Genomic DNA, 13493 nt, shown 5'->3' on the forward strand with positions numbered 1-13493 from the left:
AGATGACTCATGGCACTTCGTGATCTCATTCCCTGGAGTCGGCAGGAAAACCGGCTCCCCCATCCGGTCAGCCCCGAGCGTGACCGGGGCTATGACACGCATCCGCTGCTGTCGCTTCACCGTGAGGTGAACCGGCTGTTCGATGATGTCTTTCGCGGCTTCGGCGTTCCAGCCTTCGGCGGCTTCGGTCGCGACGGCGGCTGGCCGCATGTCGAGCTCAGCGAGACCGACAAGGATATCCGCGTCACCGCCGAACTGCCCGGTCTCGATGAAAAGGACGTCGAGATCAGCGTCGAGGAAGGCGTGCTGACCCTGCGCGGCGAGAAGCGCGCCGAAATCGAGGACAAGGATCGCGGCTATTCGGAGCGCAGCTACGGCCGCTTCGAACGCCGCATCGGCCTGCCGCTGGGCGTCGATCGCGACCACGCGGACGCCACGTTCAGGAATGGCGTGCTCACCGTCACGCTTCCCAAGACGGAGGCGGCGAAGCAGAATGTGCGCCGCATCCCGATCAATGGCAAGTCGGCCTGACGGCGCGGCCCGGGCTATCCGGCCGGGGCCTGTCGCCAACGACAATCATGCGGGGCGGCGTGCAATGTTCGGCGCCTGGCCCGACGACGCGATTGCGATCGTGGAACCCGTGCCCCCGAGCCCGGTCACATCGGGCCGTGCGCATCGCGACCGCTGGCGCGTGCGCTTTGCCCCGCGATGGGGACCGTCTGCCGATCCGCTGACCGGCTGGACCGGTGGCGGCGATCCGCTGGGCACGATCGAATTGCGTTTCGCCAACCGGGAGGCGGCGGAAGCCTATTGCCGGCGGGCCGGCATATCTTTCGAGTGCCGCTTTGCGCCACCCGGGCCGCCGCGCGTACCGATGTTCCCGCGGGTCGCGACCACGCCGTTATGCTGCTGGCCGAGCGGACCGCATGCGCTTTGCTGCGGGCGATATCCGCTGCTGGAGCAATGCGCGGCAGAAAATGACGACGGCACGCGGCGCGTCTCGTAGCGCGCCGCCGCGCCGCTCACTGGATCGAGAGGACGTCGTCCGCCGCGCGCCATTCCGCGGGACGGATCAGCCGCTCGTGCGCGATCCGGACCGAGTGGAGCGCGGCCTCGACCTCGCGCCGCCAATGATCGAGGAAGTCGAACAGCACCGGGAAGTCGGGCGCGAGATCATATTCCTGCCAGACGAACAGTTGCAGCAGCGACGGATGATCGGGCCGGTAATAATGGATCTCGGCCGTGGTCAAGCCATAGCCTTGCAATTGTCGGGCCAGCGCGGGATCGCTCATAAGGCAGCGCGGTGCTCCCCGCCGCCCTGATCGAGCGTCCGCAGCGCTGCCAGCACATCGTCGACCGGGACCGCGCGTTGCGCGCCAGGCAGCTTGCGGAGGGCGGGCTTGTCCCGAACCGCGGCGCGGTCCGAGGCCCATCTTGCCAACAGGGCGCGCTTGACCTCGGGTTCGAGGCTAGGGTGGCGCGCAATATCGAAGGGATGAAGAAAACGGGAAAATGGCTGCGACATGATCGTGCCTCCTTCCTGAGTCGCTCCTTTTTCATCGCATGCGGCGATCCGCCGCATCGCCATTTTGGAACGGAAACGAGTCGCGTCAAGAGGTCTCGCCATAGCCGACAGCGTCTTCCTCTGGCACTTCACAGCATAGAGTGCCAAAAAATTTTCGCCGCCCTCTTGAACCGAAAAATTCGCTTTCCTAGCTCATCCACGCCGCCTGTCCGGGAGGCGGGCGGCTCGTATCATATCGTTATGCAACATGGAGGTTATGCATGCATTTCCGTCCCTTGCACGACCGTGTGGTCGTCCGCCGCATCGAAGCCGAGGAGAAGACCTCGGGCGGCATCATCATTCCCGACACCGCCAAGGAAAAGCCGCAGGAAGGCGAAGTCGTCGCCGTCGGCCCGGGCGCCCGCGCCGAGGACGGCACGGTCATCCCGCTCGACGTCAAGGCCGGCGACCGCATCCTGTTCGGCAAATGGTCGGGCACCGAGGTCCGCATCGATGGCCAGGAGCTGCTCATCATGAAGGAGAGCGACATTCTCGGTGTGATCGAGCAAGCCGAGGCACTCAAGAAAGCGGCCTGACGCCGCACCGTTCCAGCAACCTGAAAGGAATCTGAAAAGGAGGTATCGAAAATGGCTGCCAAGGAAGTGAAATTTGCGTCGGACGCGCGTGATCGCATGCTGCGCGGCGTGGATACGCTTGCGAATGCAGTGAAGGTTACGCTGGGGCCGAAAGGTCGCAACGTGGTGATCGAGAAAAGCTTCGGCGCACCGCGCATCACCAAGGACGGCGTGACGGTCGCCAAGGAAATCGAACTCGCCGACAAGTTCGAGAATATGGGCGCGCAGATGCTGCGCGAGGTCGCGAACAAGCAGAACGATCAAGCCGGCGACGGCACGACCACCGCAACCGTACTCGCGCAGACGATCGTTCGTGAAGGCGCCAAGGCGGTCGCCGCGGGCATGAACCCGATGGACGTCAAGCGCGGGATCGACCTCGCCGTGAGCGCAGTGGTCAAGGATCTCGAAGCCCATGCCAAGAAGGTCGGCGCCAATAGCGAGATCGCGCAGGTCGCGACCATCTCAGCCAATGGCGACGAAGAAGTCGGCCGCATCCTCGCCGAGGCGATGGAGAAGGTCGGCAATGAGGGCGTGATCACCGTCGAGGAGGCGAAGAGCCTCGCGACCGAGCTCGAGACGGTCGAGGGCATGCAGTTCGACCGCGGCTACCTTAGCCCCTATTTCATCACCAATGCCGAGAAGCTGAAGGTCGAGCTCGACGATCCGTACATCCTGATCCACGAGAAGAAGCTCTCGAACCTCCAGGCGATACTCCCGCTGCTCGAGAGCGTTGTCCAATCGGGCAAGCCGCTCCTCATCATCGCCGAGGATGTCGAGGGCGAGGCGCTGGCTACCCTCGTCGTCAACCGCCTGCGCGGCGGCCTCAAGGTCGCGGCGGTCAAGGCGCCGGGTTTCGGCGACCGCCGCAAGGCGATGCTCGAGGATATCGCGGTCCTCACCGGCGGCAATGTCGTCAGCGAGGATCTGGGCATCAAGCTCGAGAATGTTACCGTCAACATGCTCGGGCGCGCCAAGAAGGTCGTCATCGACAAGGATAATACGACGATCGTCGACGGCGTCGGCGCGAAGGGCGACATCGACGCACGCATCGCGCAGATCCGCCAGCAGATCGAGACCACGACGAGCGACTATGATCGCGAGAAGCTCCAGGAGCGGCTCGCCAAGCTTGCGGGCGGCGTTGCGGTGATCCGCGTCGGCGGCGCGACCGAAGTCGAGGTCAAGGAGCGCAAGGACCGCGTCGACGACGCGCTCCATGCGACGCGCGCAGCGGTCGAGGAAGGCATTCTTCCCGGCGGCGGCATTGCACTGCTCCGCGCGCTCAAGGCGCTCGAAGGCCTGAAGGCCGCGAACGACGACCAGCAGTCGGGCATCGACATCGTCCGCCGCGCGCTGCGCGCGCCTGCGCGCCAGATCGCCGACAATGCGGGCGAGGACGGTGCGTGGATCGTCGGCAAACTGCTCGAGAGCGACGATTATAACTGGGGCTTCAACGCCGCCACCGGCGAATATGAGGATCTGGTGAAAGCCGGCGTGATCGACCCCGCCAAGGTCGTGCGCACCGCGCTGCAGGATGCGGCATCGGTCGCATCGCTGCTCATCACCACCGAAGCTCTCGTTGCCGAGCTGCCGAAGGAGGAGAAGGCCGCACCGATGCCGGCGATGGACTTCTGACGACAAAGGGGGCGGCGGGGCTCCGCCGCCCCCATCCTGGCGCCGCCCCCATCCTGGCGATGACCGGCAGGAAAATAGCGGAGATCGGCAATGCTTTATTCTGGTCAGAGCGTTAGGGTCTCTTCGGCGCAGATGGAATCGCGGCACGGAAAGGAAGCCACGCTTCGCGTCGCGCGGCAGGCTCGTTGGGCACGCGATCGCGGCAACGAACAGGAGATACAATTCCGGGACGCCGTCCTTGCGGATCTGGGGCGCAAGGGTTCGTGTCATTGTGGCCGTTTAAGGTCAGGCAGGTTTTGGCGCGAAATTGTGAACCGGAGACATTGCTGCCAGTGCGGCGGTAAGCGCTGGCGCCGATCCAATATCGAAAACGCAGCAACTGCTTTGGCAATGTTCTCGTCCTTTCAATAGGGCGTTGTCCTAGATATGCGATCCACAGCCGCATCATTGCGCACTTGCCTCGGTGCAGGGGCCGTCCACCCCATCTCGTCAGTTCAAGCCGAGCACGAGTGTCTAAATTGGAGGTCGCGTTCGATCGTGGGCTGAAAGGCAGCCGGGCGACCTCGATCTTCGTTTCCGAGGGTAGCATTTGCTGGGCGTCCGCACTTTTTCAGGCGGGCAAGCCGACGCGGGTATTAAAGCCTGACACAGTGGCGCATGGCTTGGCGGAGTACGGCGGGGGCGTTAGCAAGTGATGCCTCGCCTTCTAGGCGGCCGTCGAGACGTAAATAGGCCATGTCCTTTTGCACCATGAAGTGCTGCATCAAAGGCGTCCCGGCAATGCCGCCGACCCAATAGGTGCCCGCATTATTGGCGCGCTGAACCGGAATGTTGACAATCCGTCCCGCAAAATTCCAGGTCAGCGTGATGTGCGGGGCCGCGCGCGGCTTGACGAGCAACATCGCGATATAGGGACGGCCCTTTTCGCAATAGACCGTGAACGACTTGATGCTTGGGGATGCCGCGGCTTCCACATAGGCCACCGGTGCACGACCATCGACCGGCAATAATTTCCATGGCGTACCCGGCGCCGCATTGGCGCCCTCGCCCGGGCTGTTCGCCAGCATCGTGCGAATCGCCGGCGGTTCGGGCAAGCGGCCGCCCGCGGGCGCATAGACCGTGAGCTTGCCCCTTTCCCATAGCCCGACCTGGACCACGCGCCTGGCCGGGTCGATCAGCACATAGGCCTGGTCCTCGCCGCCGCGATGCGGCGCGTTCCCCGAAATATAATAGAGGTTCCCATGGCGTTCGAGCGGGCCAACCGTGGCCAGGTTCGCCTCGAGCACTGCCATCTTCGCGCCCAGCATACCTATCAGCGCCCCGGCAATGGCACCTTTTTCGAAGAGGTCGATATTGGCGCTGGAATAGCTGCCAGGATAGCGGCCCACCAGCGCGGGTAAATTGGACCATTCGAGCGGCGTTGCCCTAGCCGATGCCTGTTGGGCGCTTGCTGGCACAAGCTGACCGGCCGACATGGATGAAGCTGCCGCAAGAGCGAACATCCAGAAGAACTTTCGCCGACCGTGCAATTCTCCCCAATTCATGACCATGCCCCCGCCTACATCTCATCCGGAATTCTTGCCTGACACAAGATGAACGCGAATGGAACGGCCAGTCCCTTGCGCGTTTTTTGCTTGCGGCAAAACGTCCATGGCGCCCACGACACGGCCGTCAGGCTCACGCTTCGGCGCATGACAGGGGATCGGCGGTAAGGCAGCGGTCCGGAACGCGCGGGCACGCGCGCCGCGCCCTTGCCCTCCCCAAATTGAATCAATCTTTTTTCGACCCTCACCGACGAATGATGATAGCGGCTGCCAAAGGGGGATGACGTCGACGGGACATTTTTTCGCGGCAGCTATCGTCTCGGCAGGGTTCAGCCAGGTTTCCGCCCCGGCCTAGCTGGCTGATATCCGTTTCGGCAATCTCCACGCGCACACATCGTGCAGCCATGGGATCGGCACCCCCGCCGAGGCCTATCACATGGCGTGCGACGGCGGCCTCGATTTTTTCGCGATCCCTCGCAGACCCATGAGGCGACGCGCTTGATTGCCTCGCGCAGAAGATGCCGTTCGCCAAAGGCAGCTTTTGGGGACCGGAACTTGACCGCTAAGACTTCCGAAATCGGACGCAAAAACAGACGGCGACCCGGGTCGAGCCTATTGCGCCTCGATAAACCGACCTGTCGCGCGCCCCGATTGATCTGATGCTCGAGATGCGCGGCTTGCGCCAACTCGCGTCGTCGCGCGTCGTGACCGTCATATGTGATTTTCTCCTTCCGGACCAACGTGGGGCGTCGAGGCGACCCCTTGCCTCGCCGGGAGAATGCCTTGACCCCCACGAAGCTCCTCGTCGGACAGATCCTCACTGTCTTCGCGATCGTATTCGCGGGGGTATGGGCATCGACGCAGTGGTGTGCCGCGCAGCTTGGCTATCAAGCACAGCTCGGGCCAGCCTGGTTCATGGCTGGCGATACGCCGGTCTATCGGCCGTGGTCGATTTTCCCATGGTGGTATCATTACGAAGCCTATGCGCCCGAAATATTCGACAGGGCCGGAATGCTCGCAGGCAGCAGCGGCTTCCTCGGCTGCGCGGCGGCCATCGCGGGGTCGCTGTGGCGCGCCCGGCAGTCGCGTCACGTCACTACCTATGGCTCGGCGCGGTGGGCAACCATTCGCGAGATCGAACGCAACGGCCTCTTCGGCGACGCAGGCATATTCCTTGGGCGCAAGCATGGCCGCTACCTTCGCCACGATGGCCCCGAACATGTCATGGCGTTCGCGCCGACACGGTCGGGCAAGGGTGTCGGCCTCGTCGTCCCGACCCTGCTGAGCTGGACTGGTTCGGCGATCATCCACGACATCAAGGGCGAGAACTGGGAGCTTACCGCCGGGTGGCGTTCGCGCTTCTCCCACGCGCTCCTCTTCAATCCGACCGATCCGGCATCCGCCAGGTACAACCCCCTGCTGGAGGTGCGCCGCGGCAGGCACGAGGTTCGCGACGTCCAGAACATCGCGGACATCCTCGTCGATCCCGAGGGCGCGCTCGAACGCCGGAACCACTGGGAGAAAACGTCGCACTCGCTGCTCGTCGGCGCAATTCTCCACGTCCTTTACGCCGAGGAAGAAAAGACCCTCGCGCGGGTCGCGACCTTCCTGTCCGACCCGCAGCGCCCGTTCGTCACCACGCTGCGCCGGATGATGACGACCAATCATCTCGGCACAGCGGAGGCACCGCGAGTCCATCCCGTCGTCGCCTCGGCCGCGCGCGAGCTCCTGAACAAGTCGGAGAACGAGCGCAGCGGTGTGCTGTCCACCGCGATGTCGTTCCTTGGTCTCTATCGCGACCCCACCGTTGCCGAGGTTACGTCGCGCTGCGACTGGCGCATCGCCGACCTCGTCGAGGGCGATCATCCCGTGTCGCTCTATCTCGTCATCCCGCCGTCGGACATCTCGCGGACGAAGCCGCTGGTGCGGCTCCTGCTCAACCAAGTGGGGCGCCGACTCACCGAGAAGCTCGACGATCATCGCTCGGCGGTGCGCCGCCACCAGCTCCTGATGATGCTCGACGAGTTCCCCGCGCTCGGGCGCCTCGACTTCTTCGAGACGAGCCTCGCGTTCATGGCGGGCTACGGCGTGCGCGCCTTTCTCGTCGCGCAGAGCCTCAACCAGGTCGAGAAAGCCTATGGCGAGCATAATTCGATCCTCGACAACTGCCACGTCCGCATCGCCTTCGCCACGAACGACGAGCGTACGGCGCGCCGAGTCTCCGATGCGCTCGGCGTCGCCACCGAACAGCGCGCGATGCGCAACTATGCCGGTCATCGCCTCGCGCCCTGGCTCGCGCACGTCATGGTAAGCCGCCAGGAGACCGCTCGCCCACTGCTGACGCAGGGCGAGGTCATGCAGCTGCCACCTGACGACGAGCTGGTGCTGGTATCGGGGGTCGCGCCGATCCGCGCGAAGAAGCTTCGCTACTACGACGATGCCAATTTCCGCGCGCGCCTCGCGCCGCCGCCCGCGCTTTCGGATGGCGACTATGAAGATCGCCCGGCGCCGCGCGCCGACGATTGGAGCGGGCTGGTCCGCGCGCCCGACGATCGTCTTAGCCAAGGCAACGAGCCCGAGGCGGACGATGACGGCGGACTCCAGCAGCAGCGGCATCCCGCGCTCGACGAAGGTAGGGTGAAAAGCGAGCCGGCGAAACAGCTCGAACTCCCCGACCTCGAACGCGACGATCCCGACGCCGCCGCCGACAAGCGCGTCATGGACCGCGTCCGCGCGTCGCTGGTGCGCGGGCACGCGCTCAACCAGTCGCAAACCCAAGATCTCTTGCCGGGACTATAGGCGATGAAGATCCGGCAAAATCTCTATATCGACCGCGACCTCGGCGATGCCCTCGATGCGCTGGTTATCCGGCGCGGCGGCAACAAGTCGCGCATCGTCAACGCGGCGCTGCGCGACTGGCTGGCGCGCCGCGCGAGCAAGGAGATCGACGACCTCCTCAAGGTGCGGCTCGATCGCATCTCGCGCGAGGTCGCGGCGGGGCGGCGCGACATCGAGGTGGTGATCGAGGCGCTCGCGCTGTTCGTGCGCTACCAGCTCACCGTTACCGCGCCGCTGCCCGAGGCCGACGCCGCTGCGCTCGCGGTGGGCAACGCACGCTTCGAGCGCTTTATCGCGCAGCTCGGCCGCCAGCTCGCAGCCGGCAAGCGAACGCTTGGTCCCGACACCAGCGGCGTGGTGCAGTCATGAACGACGCGCTTTCGCCAGCCACGCTCTCGTCCGGGCGCCGACGGGCGATGCTGCGCACCGCGATGGGGCCGAGCATCGCCGCGGCGCTGGCCGATCCCGCGGTCATCGAGATCATGGTGAACCCCGACGGCGTGCTGCGGCTCGACCGCCTCGGCGACGGCCGTATCGACACCGGCACACGCTATGACCCGGCGCAGGTCGAACGCATCATCCGGCTCGTCGCGAGCCATGCGCGAACCGAGGCGCATGCCGCGGCGCCGATCATTTCCGCCGAGCTGCCGCCGCATGGGCAAGGGGCAGGCGAGCGGTTCGAGGGCGTGCTCCCGCCGGTCAGCCTCGCGCCCTGTTTCTCGATCCGCAAGCCCGCGGCGCGCATCTATACGCTGCTCGACTATGTGAAGGACGGCATCATGCCCGCCGAGACAGCGCGGCTGCTGTCGATGGCAGTGGTCGAGCGGCGGAACATTCTCGTCGCGGGCGGCACCTCGTCGGGCAAGACGACGCTCGCCAACGCGCTGCTCGCCGAAATGGCGGGTCTCGACGAGCGGGTGATCATCATCGAGGACACGCGCGAGTTGCAATGCGCGGCAAGCGATGTCGTTGCGCTTCGCACGCGCACCGCTGGCACGACCGGCGCCGGCGCGGTGACGATGGCCGACCTCGTGCGCTCGACGCTCCGCCTTCGCCCCGATCGCATCATCGTCGGCGAAGTGCGCGGCCGCGAGGCGCTCGACATGCTGAAGGCCTGGAACACCGGCCACCCCGGCGGCATCGCGACCGTCCACGCGAACAGCGCGGGCGCGGCGCTCTACCGCCTCGAACAGCTGGTGCAGGAAAGCGTCGTCACCGTGCCGCGCCGGCTGATCGCCGAGGCGATCGACGTGATCGTCTTCATTTCAGGGCGCGGCCTCGCGCGCCGCGTCGAGACCATAGCGCGCGTCGCCGGGCTCGACGCGCAGGGCGGCTACGCCGTCCGCGACCTCACCGATCCCAACGCTCTTGAAGGAGAATGACATGCAAGTTCGCGCCCTCGCACCATTGATAGCAAAGGCCCGCGCCCGCGCGCCCGACCTGCGGCGGCTGGCCGCCGTCAGCATCAATCTTGGCCTTGTTCTTGGCCTTGCCGGTGCCGCCCACGCCGCCGGCTCGGGGATGCCGTGGGAAGAACCGCTTCAACAGGTTCTCGAATCGGTCCAGGGGCCGGTGGCGAAGATCGTCGCGGTGATCATCATCATCGTCACCGGGCTGACGCTGGCGTTCGGCGAGACCGCGGGCGGGTTCCGGCGGCTCATCCAGATCATCTTCGGCCTCTCGATCGCCTTCGCCGCGTCGAGCTTCTTCCTCTCCTTCTTCTCCTTCGGCGGCGGGGCGCTCATCGCATGAGCGGCGCCGACCATCCAGTCGAGAACGGTCATGTCGCGGGGTTCGAGGCGCCGATGCACCGCGCGCTCGCCGAACCGATCCTGCTCGGCGGCGCGCCGCGCGCGATCGCGATCGTCAACGGCACCGTCGCGGCGGCGCTCGGCGTCGGTTTGCAGCAATGGGTCGCTGGCCTCGCAATGTGGGCGTTCGGCCACACGCTCGCGGTGTTTGCTGCGAAGCGCGACCCCGATTTTGCGCCCGTTCTCGCGCGCCACCTCCGGCAGCGGGGACATCTTTCATGTTGAAGCATCGTCATGTTTAACCTGGGCGAATATCGCAGTCGCGCCGACCGGCTCGCCGACCACCTGCCATGGGCGGCGCTGATCGCGCCCGGCGTCGTCCTGAACAAGGACGGCAGTTTCCAGCGCACCTTGCGCTTTCGCGGGCCTGACCTTGAGAGCGCGACCGAGGCCGAACTCGTTGCCGCCTGCGCGCGCGCGAATAATGTCCTCAAGCGCTTCGGATCGGGCTGGGCTTTGCATTTCGAGGCCGAGCGCCGCGAGGCGCTCGCCTATCCCGAGAGCGCCTTTCCCGACGCGGCGTCATGGCTCGTCGAGCAGGAACGCCGCGCCGCCTTCGAGAGCGCGGGCGCACATTTCGAGAGCGTCTACTATTTAACGCTCACCTTCCTGCCGCCGCCCGACCAGGCCGATAGGGCGGGCCGCTTGCTCGTCGAGCGCAGCGGCGCGGCCAGGGGGCGCGACTGGCGCCAGGCGCTCGCCGGATTCGTCGCCGCGACCGATCGCGCGCTCGACCTGTTCGCGGGGTTCATGCCCGAGGTGCGCGCGCTGGGTGACGGCGAGACGCTGACATATCTCCACGGTACGGTCTCGACGCGCCGCCATGCCGTCGCGGTGCCCGAGACACCGATGTATCTCGACGGCCTCCTCGCCGACACGCCGCTCGCGGGCGGGCTCGAACCGATGCTCGGGGACCAGCAGCTCCGCACGCTGACGATATTGGGTTTCCCGAATGTCAGCCGACCCGGCATCCTCGACGCGCTCAATCATGAAGACTTTTCCTATCGTTGGGTCACGCGCTTCATAGCGCTCGACAAGCAGGAGGCGACGAGGGCGCTCACCAAGCTCCGCCGCCAATGGTTCAACAAGCGCAAGTCGGTGACCGCGATGCTGCGCGAAGTCCTCTACGACCAGCCGGCGCAGCTGCTCGACAGCGACGCCGACAACAAGGTGGTCGATGCCGATCTCGCGCTGCAGGCGCTCGGCGCCGACATGCTTGCTTTCGGTTATCTGACGACGACGATCACCGTCACCGATGCTGACCGGGCCCGCGTCGAAGAGAAGGTCCGCGCCGTCGAGCGCATCGTCAACGGGCTCGGCTTCACCTGCATCCGCGAGAGCATCAACGCGGTCGAGGCGTGGCTGTCGAGCCTGCCGGGCCATGTCTATGCGAACGTTCGCCAGCCGATCGTCCATACGCTCAATCTCGCGCACCTGGTGCCGCTGTCGAGCGTCTGGGCGGGGCCGGCAGCAAACAAGCATCTCGGTGGGCCGCCCCTGCTTTATGCCGAGACCAGTGGGTCGACTCCGTTCCGGCTCAGCACCCATGTCGGCGACGTCGGGCATATGCTCATTGTCGGACCGACCGGCGCCGGCAAGTCGGTGCTCCTCGCCTTGCTGGCCTTGCAGTTCCGCCGCTACGCGGATGCCCAGGTCTATATTTTCGACAAGGGATATTCGGCGCGCGCCGCGGTGCTTGCGATGGGCGGCGCGCATCACGCGCTCGGGCTCGGCGGCGATGACGGCGGTCAAGCCGGAGAGGGTGGCCCCGCGATCGCTTTCCAGCCCCTGCGGCAGATCGACCGTGCCGACGAACGCGCGTGGGCGGCGGAGTGGATCGGCGCCTTGCTCGCGCATGAGAAAGTGTCGGTCGATCCGCACGTGAAGGAAGCACTATGGTCGGCGCTGACCAGCCTCGCTACCGCCCCGGTCGAAGAGCGCACGCTCACCGGCCTGTCGCTGCTCTTGCAATCGGCGCCGCTGCGCGCGGCGCTCGCGCCTTACACGCTCGAAGGCCCCTTCGGTCGACTGCTAGACGCCGCCGAAGATGATTTGCGCGTCGCCGATATGCAATGCTTCGAAACCGAGGCGCTGATGGGGCAGGGGGGTGTCGTCGCGCCGTTACTCTCCTATCTGTTCCACCGTCTCGAAGCGCGGTTCACCGGGCGTCCGACCCTGCTCATTCTCGACGAGGCGTGGGTGTTCCTCGATCACCCGCTGTTCGCTGCGCGCATCCGCGAATGGCTGAAGGTGCTGCGCAAGCGCAATGTCGCCGTGGTCTTCGCGACGCAGAGCCTCGCCGACATCGCCGAGTCCTCGATTGCGCCGGCGATCATCGAAAGCTGCCCGCAACGGATATTGCTCCCCAACGACCGGGCGATCGAGCCGCAGGGCGCGGCCGCCTATCGGCGCTTCGGGCTCAACGCGCGGCAGATCGAGCTCGTCAGCCGCGCGGTCCCCAAGCGGCAATATTATCTGCAATCGGCGCGTGGCAACCGGCTGTTCGAGCTGGGGCTTGGACCGATCGCGCTCGCGCTTTGCGGCGCGTCCGACCCCGAAACGCAGAAGCGCATCGACGCCATCGAAGCGAAGCTCGACCGGCTTGGTGTCGGCGCGCGCGACCCCGCGGCGTTCGCGCGCGCCTTTCTCAATGGCGCCGGCCTCGACTGGGCGGCCGACCTCCTCGCCGATTTTCCATCCCCCCAAGCCCCCCAAGAAGGAGATTTTTGATGCCACTTCCCCTCCGTCACCACGTCGTCACCGGCCTGCTCGGTCTCGGCACGCTCGGCGCGCTTGCCTTCGCGGTCGTCCTGCCCGGCGCACCCGCATCGGCGCAAATCAGCGTGTTCGACCCGAGCAATTATTCGCAGAACCTGCTCATCGCGGCGCGGACGCTGAGCCAGGTCAATAACCAGATCCGCTCGCTCCAGAACGAGGCGCAAATGCTCGCGGGGCAAGCGAAGAACCTTTCGCGCATCGACTTCCCGCAGATCGATCGGCTCCGCGAAAAGCTCGGCGAGATCGACCGTCTGATGGGAGAGGCGCAGGGGATCGACTTTCGCGTCGATCAGCTCGACGCGCGTTACCGCCAGCTTTTCCCCGACGATTTCGCTTCGGCGATGACGCACGACGAACGGATCGCGGCGGCCAAGCAGCGGCTCGACGCCGCGATGACGGCGTTCCGGCAGACGATGAAGGTGCAGAGCGGGATCGTCGAAAATGTCCGCGATGACACGGCGGCGCTCAGCGAGATCGTCGCAAAAAGTCAGGGCGCCGAAGGCTCGCTCGCCGCGCAGCAGGCGACGAACCAGCTGCTGGCGCTCGCGACCAAGCAGCAGTTCCAGCTCCAGGCGCTGATGGCGGCGCAGTTCCGCAAGGAATCGCTCGAAGCTGCGCGGCGCGGGCAGAGCGCGCTCGAAGCGCGCGCGCGGACGACGCGCTTCCTCGGCGACGGCAAGGCCTACACGCCGCGCCAATGAGCCTGGGCGGCGTCGCGCCGCTTGCTCCCCGGCCTGGCGCCCGCCCGCCG

14 protein-coding genes are annotated in these 13493 nt (G+C 65.8%); 11 read left to right on the forward strand and 3 right to left on the reverse strand.

The genetic code is table 11. The features are described 5' to 3' along the window. Positions 1-9: 9 nt before the first annotated feature. Both AC58D2_RS08990 and AC58D2_RS08995 read left to right on the forward strand, forming a co-directional pair. A complete protein-coding gene (locus tag AC58D2_RS08990; protein WP_497389455.1) occupies positions 10-531 on the forward strand; it encodes an Hsp20/alpha crystallin family protein in 522 nt (173 codons plus the stop codon). A 64-nt stretch (positions 532-595) separates the two neighbouring features. Further along, positions 596-1006 (forward strand): NADH dehydrogenase ubiquinone Fe-S protein 4, encoded by a 411-nt coding sequence (locus AC58D2_RS08995; protein ID WP_497389457.1) that lies wholly within the window; start codon positions 596-598, stop codon positions 1004-1006. A gap of 16 nt (positions 1007-1022) precedes the next feature. On the opposite strand, the gene AC58D2_RS09000 is transcribed toward AC58D2_RS08995, so the two are convergent. Both AC58D2_RS09000 and AC58D2_RS09005 read right to left on the reverse strand, forming a co-directional pair. Continuing rightward, on the reverse strand, positions 1023-1292 hold the full coding sequence (locus AC58D2_RS09000; protein WP_497389459.1) for an usg protein: 270 nt from the start codon (positions 1290-1292) through the stop codon (positions 1023-1025). Beyond that, a complete protein-coding gene (locus AC58D2_RS09005; protein WP_497389955.1) occupies positions 1289-1525 on the reverse strand; it encodes an RNA-binding protein in 237 nt (78 codons plus the stop codon). Before AC58D2_RS09005 ends, AC58D2_RS09000 begins: the two co-directional genes overlap by 4 nt. A gap of 260 nt (positions 1526-1785) precedes the next feature. Here AC58D2_RS09005 and groES point away from each other — a divergent pair, with 260 nt between their 5' ends. Together groES and groL are read left to right on the forward strand one after the other, a co-directional pair. Beyond that, entirely contained in the window at positions 1786-2100 is a 315-nt protein-coding gene (groES, locus tag AC58D2_RS09010) for a co-chaperone GroES (protein ID WP_497389461.1), read from the forward strand. 51 nt (positions 2101-2151) lie between these two features. Continuing rightward, positions 2152-3771, forward strand: coding sequence for a chaperonin GroEL (gene groL, locus AC58D2_RS09015; protein WP_497389463.1), 1620 nt, complete (start codon positions 2152-2154; stop codon positions 3769-3771). Positions 3772-4406: 635 nt separating this feature from the next. On the opposite strand, the gene AC58D2_RS09020 is transcribed toward groL, so the two are convergent. After that, positions 4407-5228 carry an Ivy family c-type lysozyme inhibitor gene (locus AC58D2_RS09020; protein ID WP_497389465.1) on the reverse strand — a complete coding sequence of 274 codons (822 nt, stop codon included), beginning with the start codon at positions 5226-5228 and terminating at the stop codon, positions 4407-4409. 870 nt (positions 5229-6098) lie between these two features. On the opposite strand from AC58D2_RS09020, the gene AC58D2_RS09025 reads away from it, so the two are divergent. The 7 genes from AC58D2_RS09025 to trbJ are packed head-to-tail and all read left to right on the forward strand — an operon-like array spanning position 6099 to position 13443. Further along, the gene (locus tag AC58D2_RS09025; protein WP_497389467.1) at positions 6099-8114 is read left to right on the forward strand and encodes a conjugal transfer protein TraG; all 2016 of its coding nucleotides are present in this window, start codon (positions 6099-6101) and stop codon (positions 8112-8114) included. Positions 8115-8117: 3 nt separating this feature from the next. Then, positions 8118-8522, forward strand: coding sequence for a CopG family transcriptional regulator (locus AC58D2_RS09030; RefSeq protein ID WP_497389469.1), 405 nt, complete (start codon positions 8118-8120; stop codon positions 8520-8522). A 47-nt stretch (positions 8523-8569) separates the two neighbouring features. Next, positions 8570-9535, forward strand: a complete 966-nt coding sequence (gene trbB, locus AC58D2_RS09035; protein WP_497389471.1) for a P-type conjugative transfer ATPase TrbB — start codon at positions 8570-8572, stop codon at positions 9533-9535. Between the two features lies 1 nt (position 9536). Beyond that, a complete protein-coding gene (locus AC58D2_RS09040) occupies positions 9537-9905 on the forward strand; it encodes a TrbC/VirB2 family type IV secretion system protein (RefSeq protein WP_497389473.1) in 369 nt (122 codons plus the stop codon). Further along, positions 9902-10189, forward strand: coding sequence for a VirB3 family type IV secretion system protein (locus AC58D2_RS09045; protein WP_497389475.1), 288 nt, complete (start codon positions 9902-9904; stop codon positions 10187-10189). The genes AC58D2_RS09040 and AC58D2_RS09045 overlap by 4 nt, the downstream gene beginning before the upstream one ends. A 9-nt stretch (positions 10190-10198) precedes the next feature. After that, positions 10199-12694: a conjugal transfer protein TrbE gene (gene trbE, locus AC58D2_RS09050; RefSeq protein WP_497389477.1), complete on the forward strand. Its 2496-nt coding sequence runs from the start codon at positions 10199-10201 to the stop codon at positions 12692-12694. Continuing rightward, the gene (gene trbJ, locus AC58D2_RS09055; RefSeq protein ID WP_497389479.1) at positions 12694-13443 is read left to right on the forward strand and encodes a P-type conjugative transfer protein TrbJ; all 750 of its coding nucleotides are present in this window, start codon (positions 12694-12696) and stop codon (positions 13441-13443) included. Before trbE ends, trbJ begins: the two co-directional genes overlap by 1 nt. The last annotated feature ends 50 nt before the right edge of the window (positions 13444-13493 follow it).

It is taken from the genome of Sphingopyxis sp. CR5, assembly GCF_059693785.1.

Bases quoted from the DNA above. Each gene is read 5' to 3' on its own strand.
- groES (WP_497389461.1), top strand. From the start codon at position 1,786: ATGCATTTCCGTCCCTTGCACGACCGTGTGGTCGTCCGCCGCATCGAA.
- AC58D2_RS09040 (WP_497389473.1), top strand. From the start codon at position 9,537: ATGCAAGTTCGCGCCCTCGCACCATTGATAGCAAAGGCCCGCGCCCGC.
- AC58D2_RS09030 (WP_497389469.1), top strand. From the start codon at position 8,118: ATGAAGATCCGGCAAAATCTCTATATCGACCGCGACCTCGGCGATGCC.
- trbE (WP_497389477.1), top strand. From the start codon at position 10,199: ATGTTTAACCTGGGCGAATATCGCAGTCGCGCCGACCGGCTCGCCGAC.
- AC58D2_RS09045 (WP_497389475.1), top strand. From the start codon at position 9,902: ATGAGCGGCGCCGACCATCCAGTCGAGAACGGTCATGTCGCGGGGTTC.
- AC58D2_RS09005 (WP_497389955.1), bottom strand. From the start codon at position 1,525: ATGTCGCAGCCATTTTCCCGTTTTCTTCATCCCTTCGATATTGCGCGC.
- groL (WP_497389463.1), top strand. From the start codon at position 2,152: ATGGCTGCCAAGGAAGTGAAATTTGCGTCGGACGCGCGTGATCGCATG.
- AC58D2_RS08995 (WP_497389457.1), top strand. From the start codon at position 596: ATGTTCGGCGCCTGGCCCGACGACGCGATTGCGATCGTGGAACCCGTG.
- trbB (WP_497389471.1), top strand. From the start codon at position 8,570: ATGCTGCGCACCGCGATGGGGCCGAGCATCGCCGCGGCGCTGGCCGAT.
- AC58D2_RS08990 (WP_497389455.1), top strand. From the start codon at position 10: ATGGCACTTCGTGATCTCATTCCCTGGAGTCGGCAGGAAAACCGGCTC.
- AC58D2_RS09000 (WP_497389459.1), bottom strand. From the start codon at position 1,292: ATGAGCGATCCCGCGCTGGCCCGACAATTGCAAGGCTATGGCTTGACC.
- trbJ (WP_497389479.1), top strand. From the start codon at position 12,694: ATGCCACTTCCCCTCCGTCACCACGTCGTCACCGGCCTGCTCGGTCTC.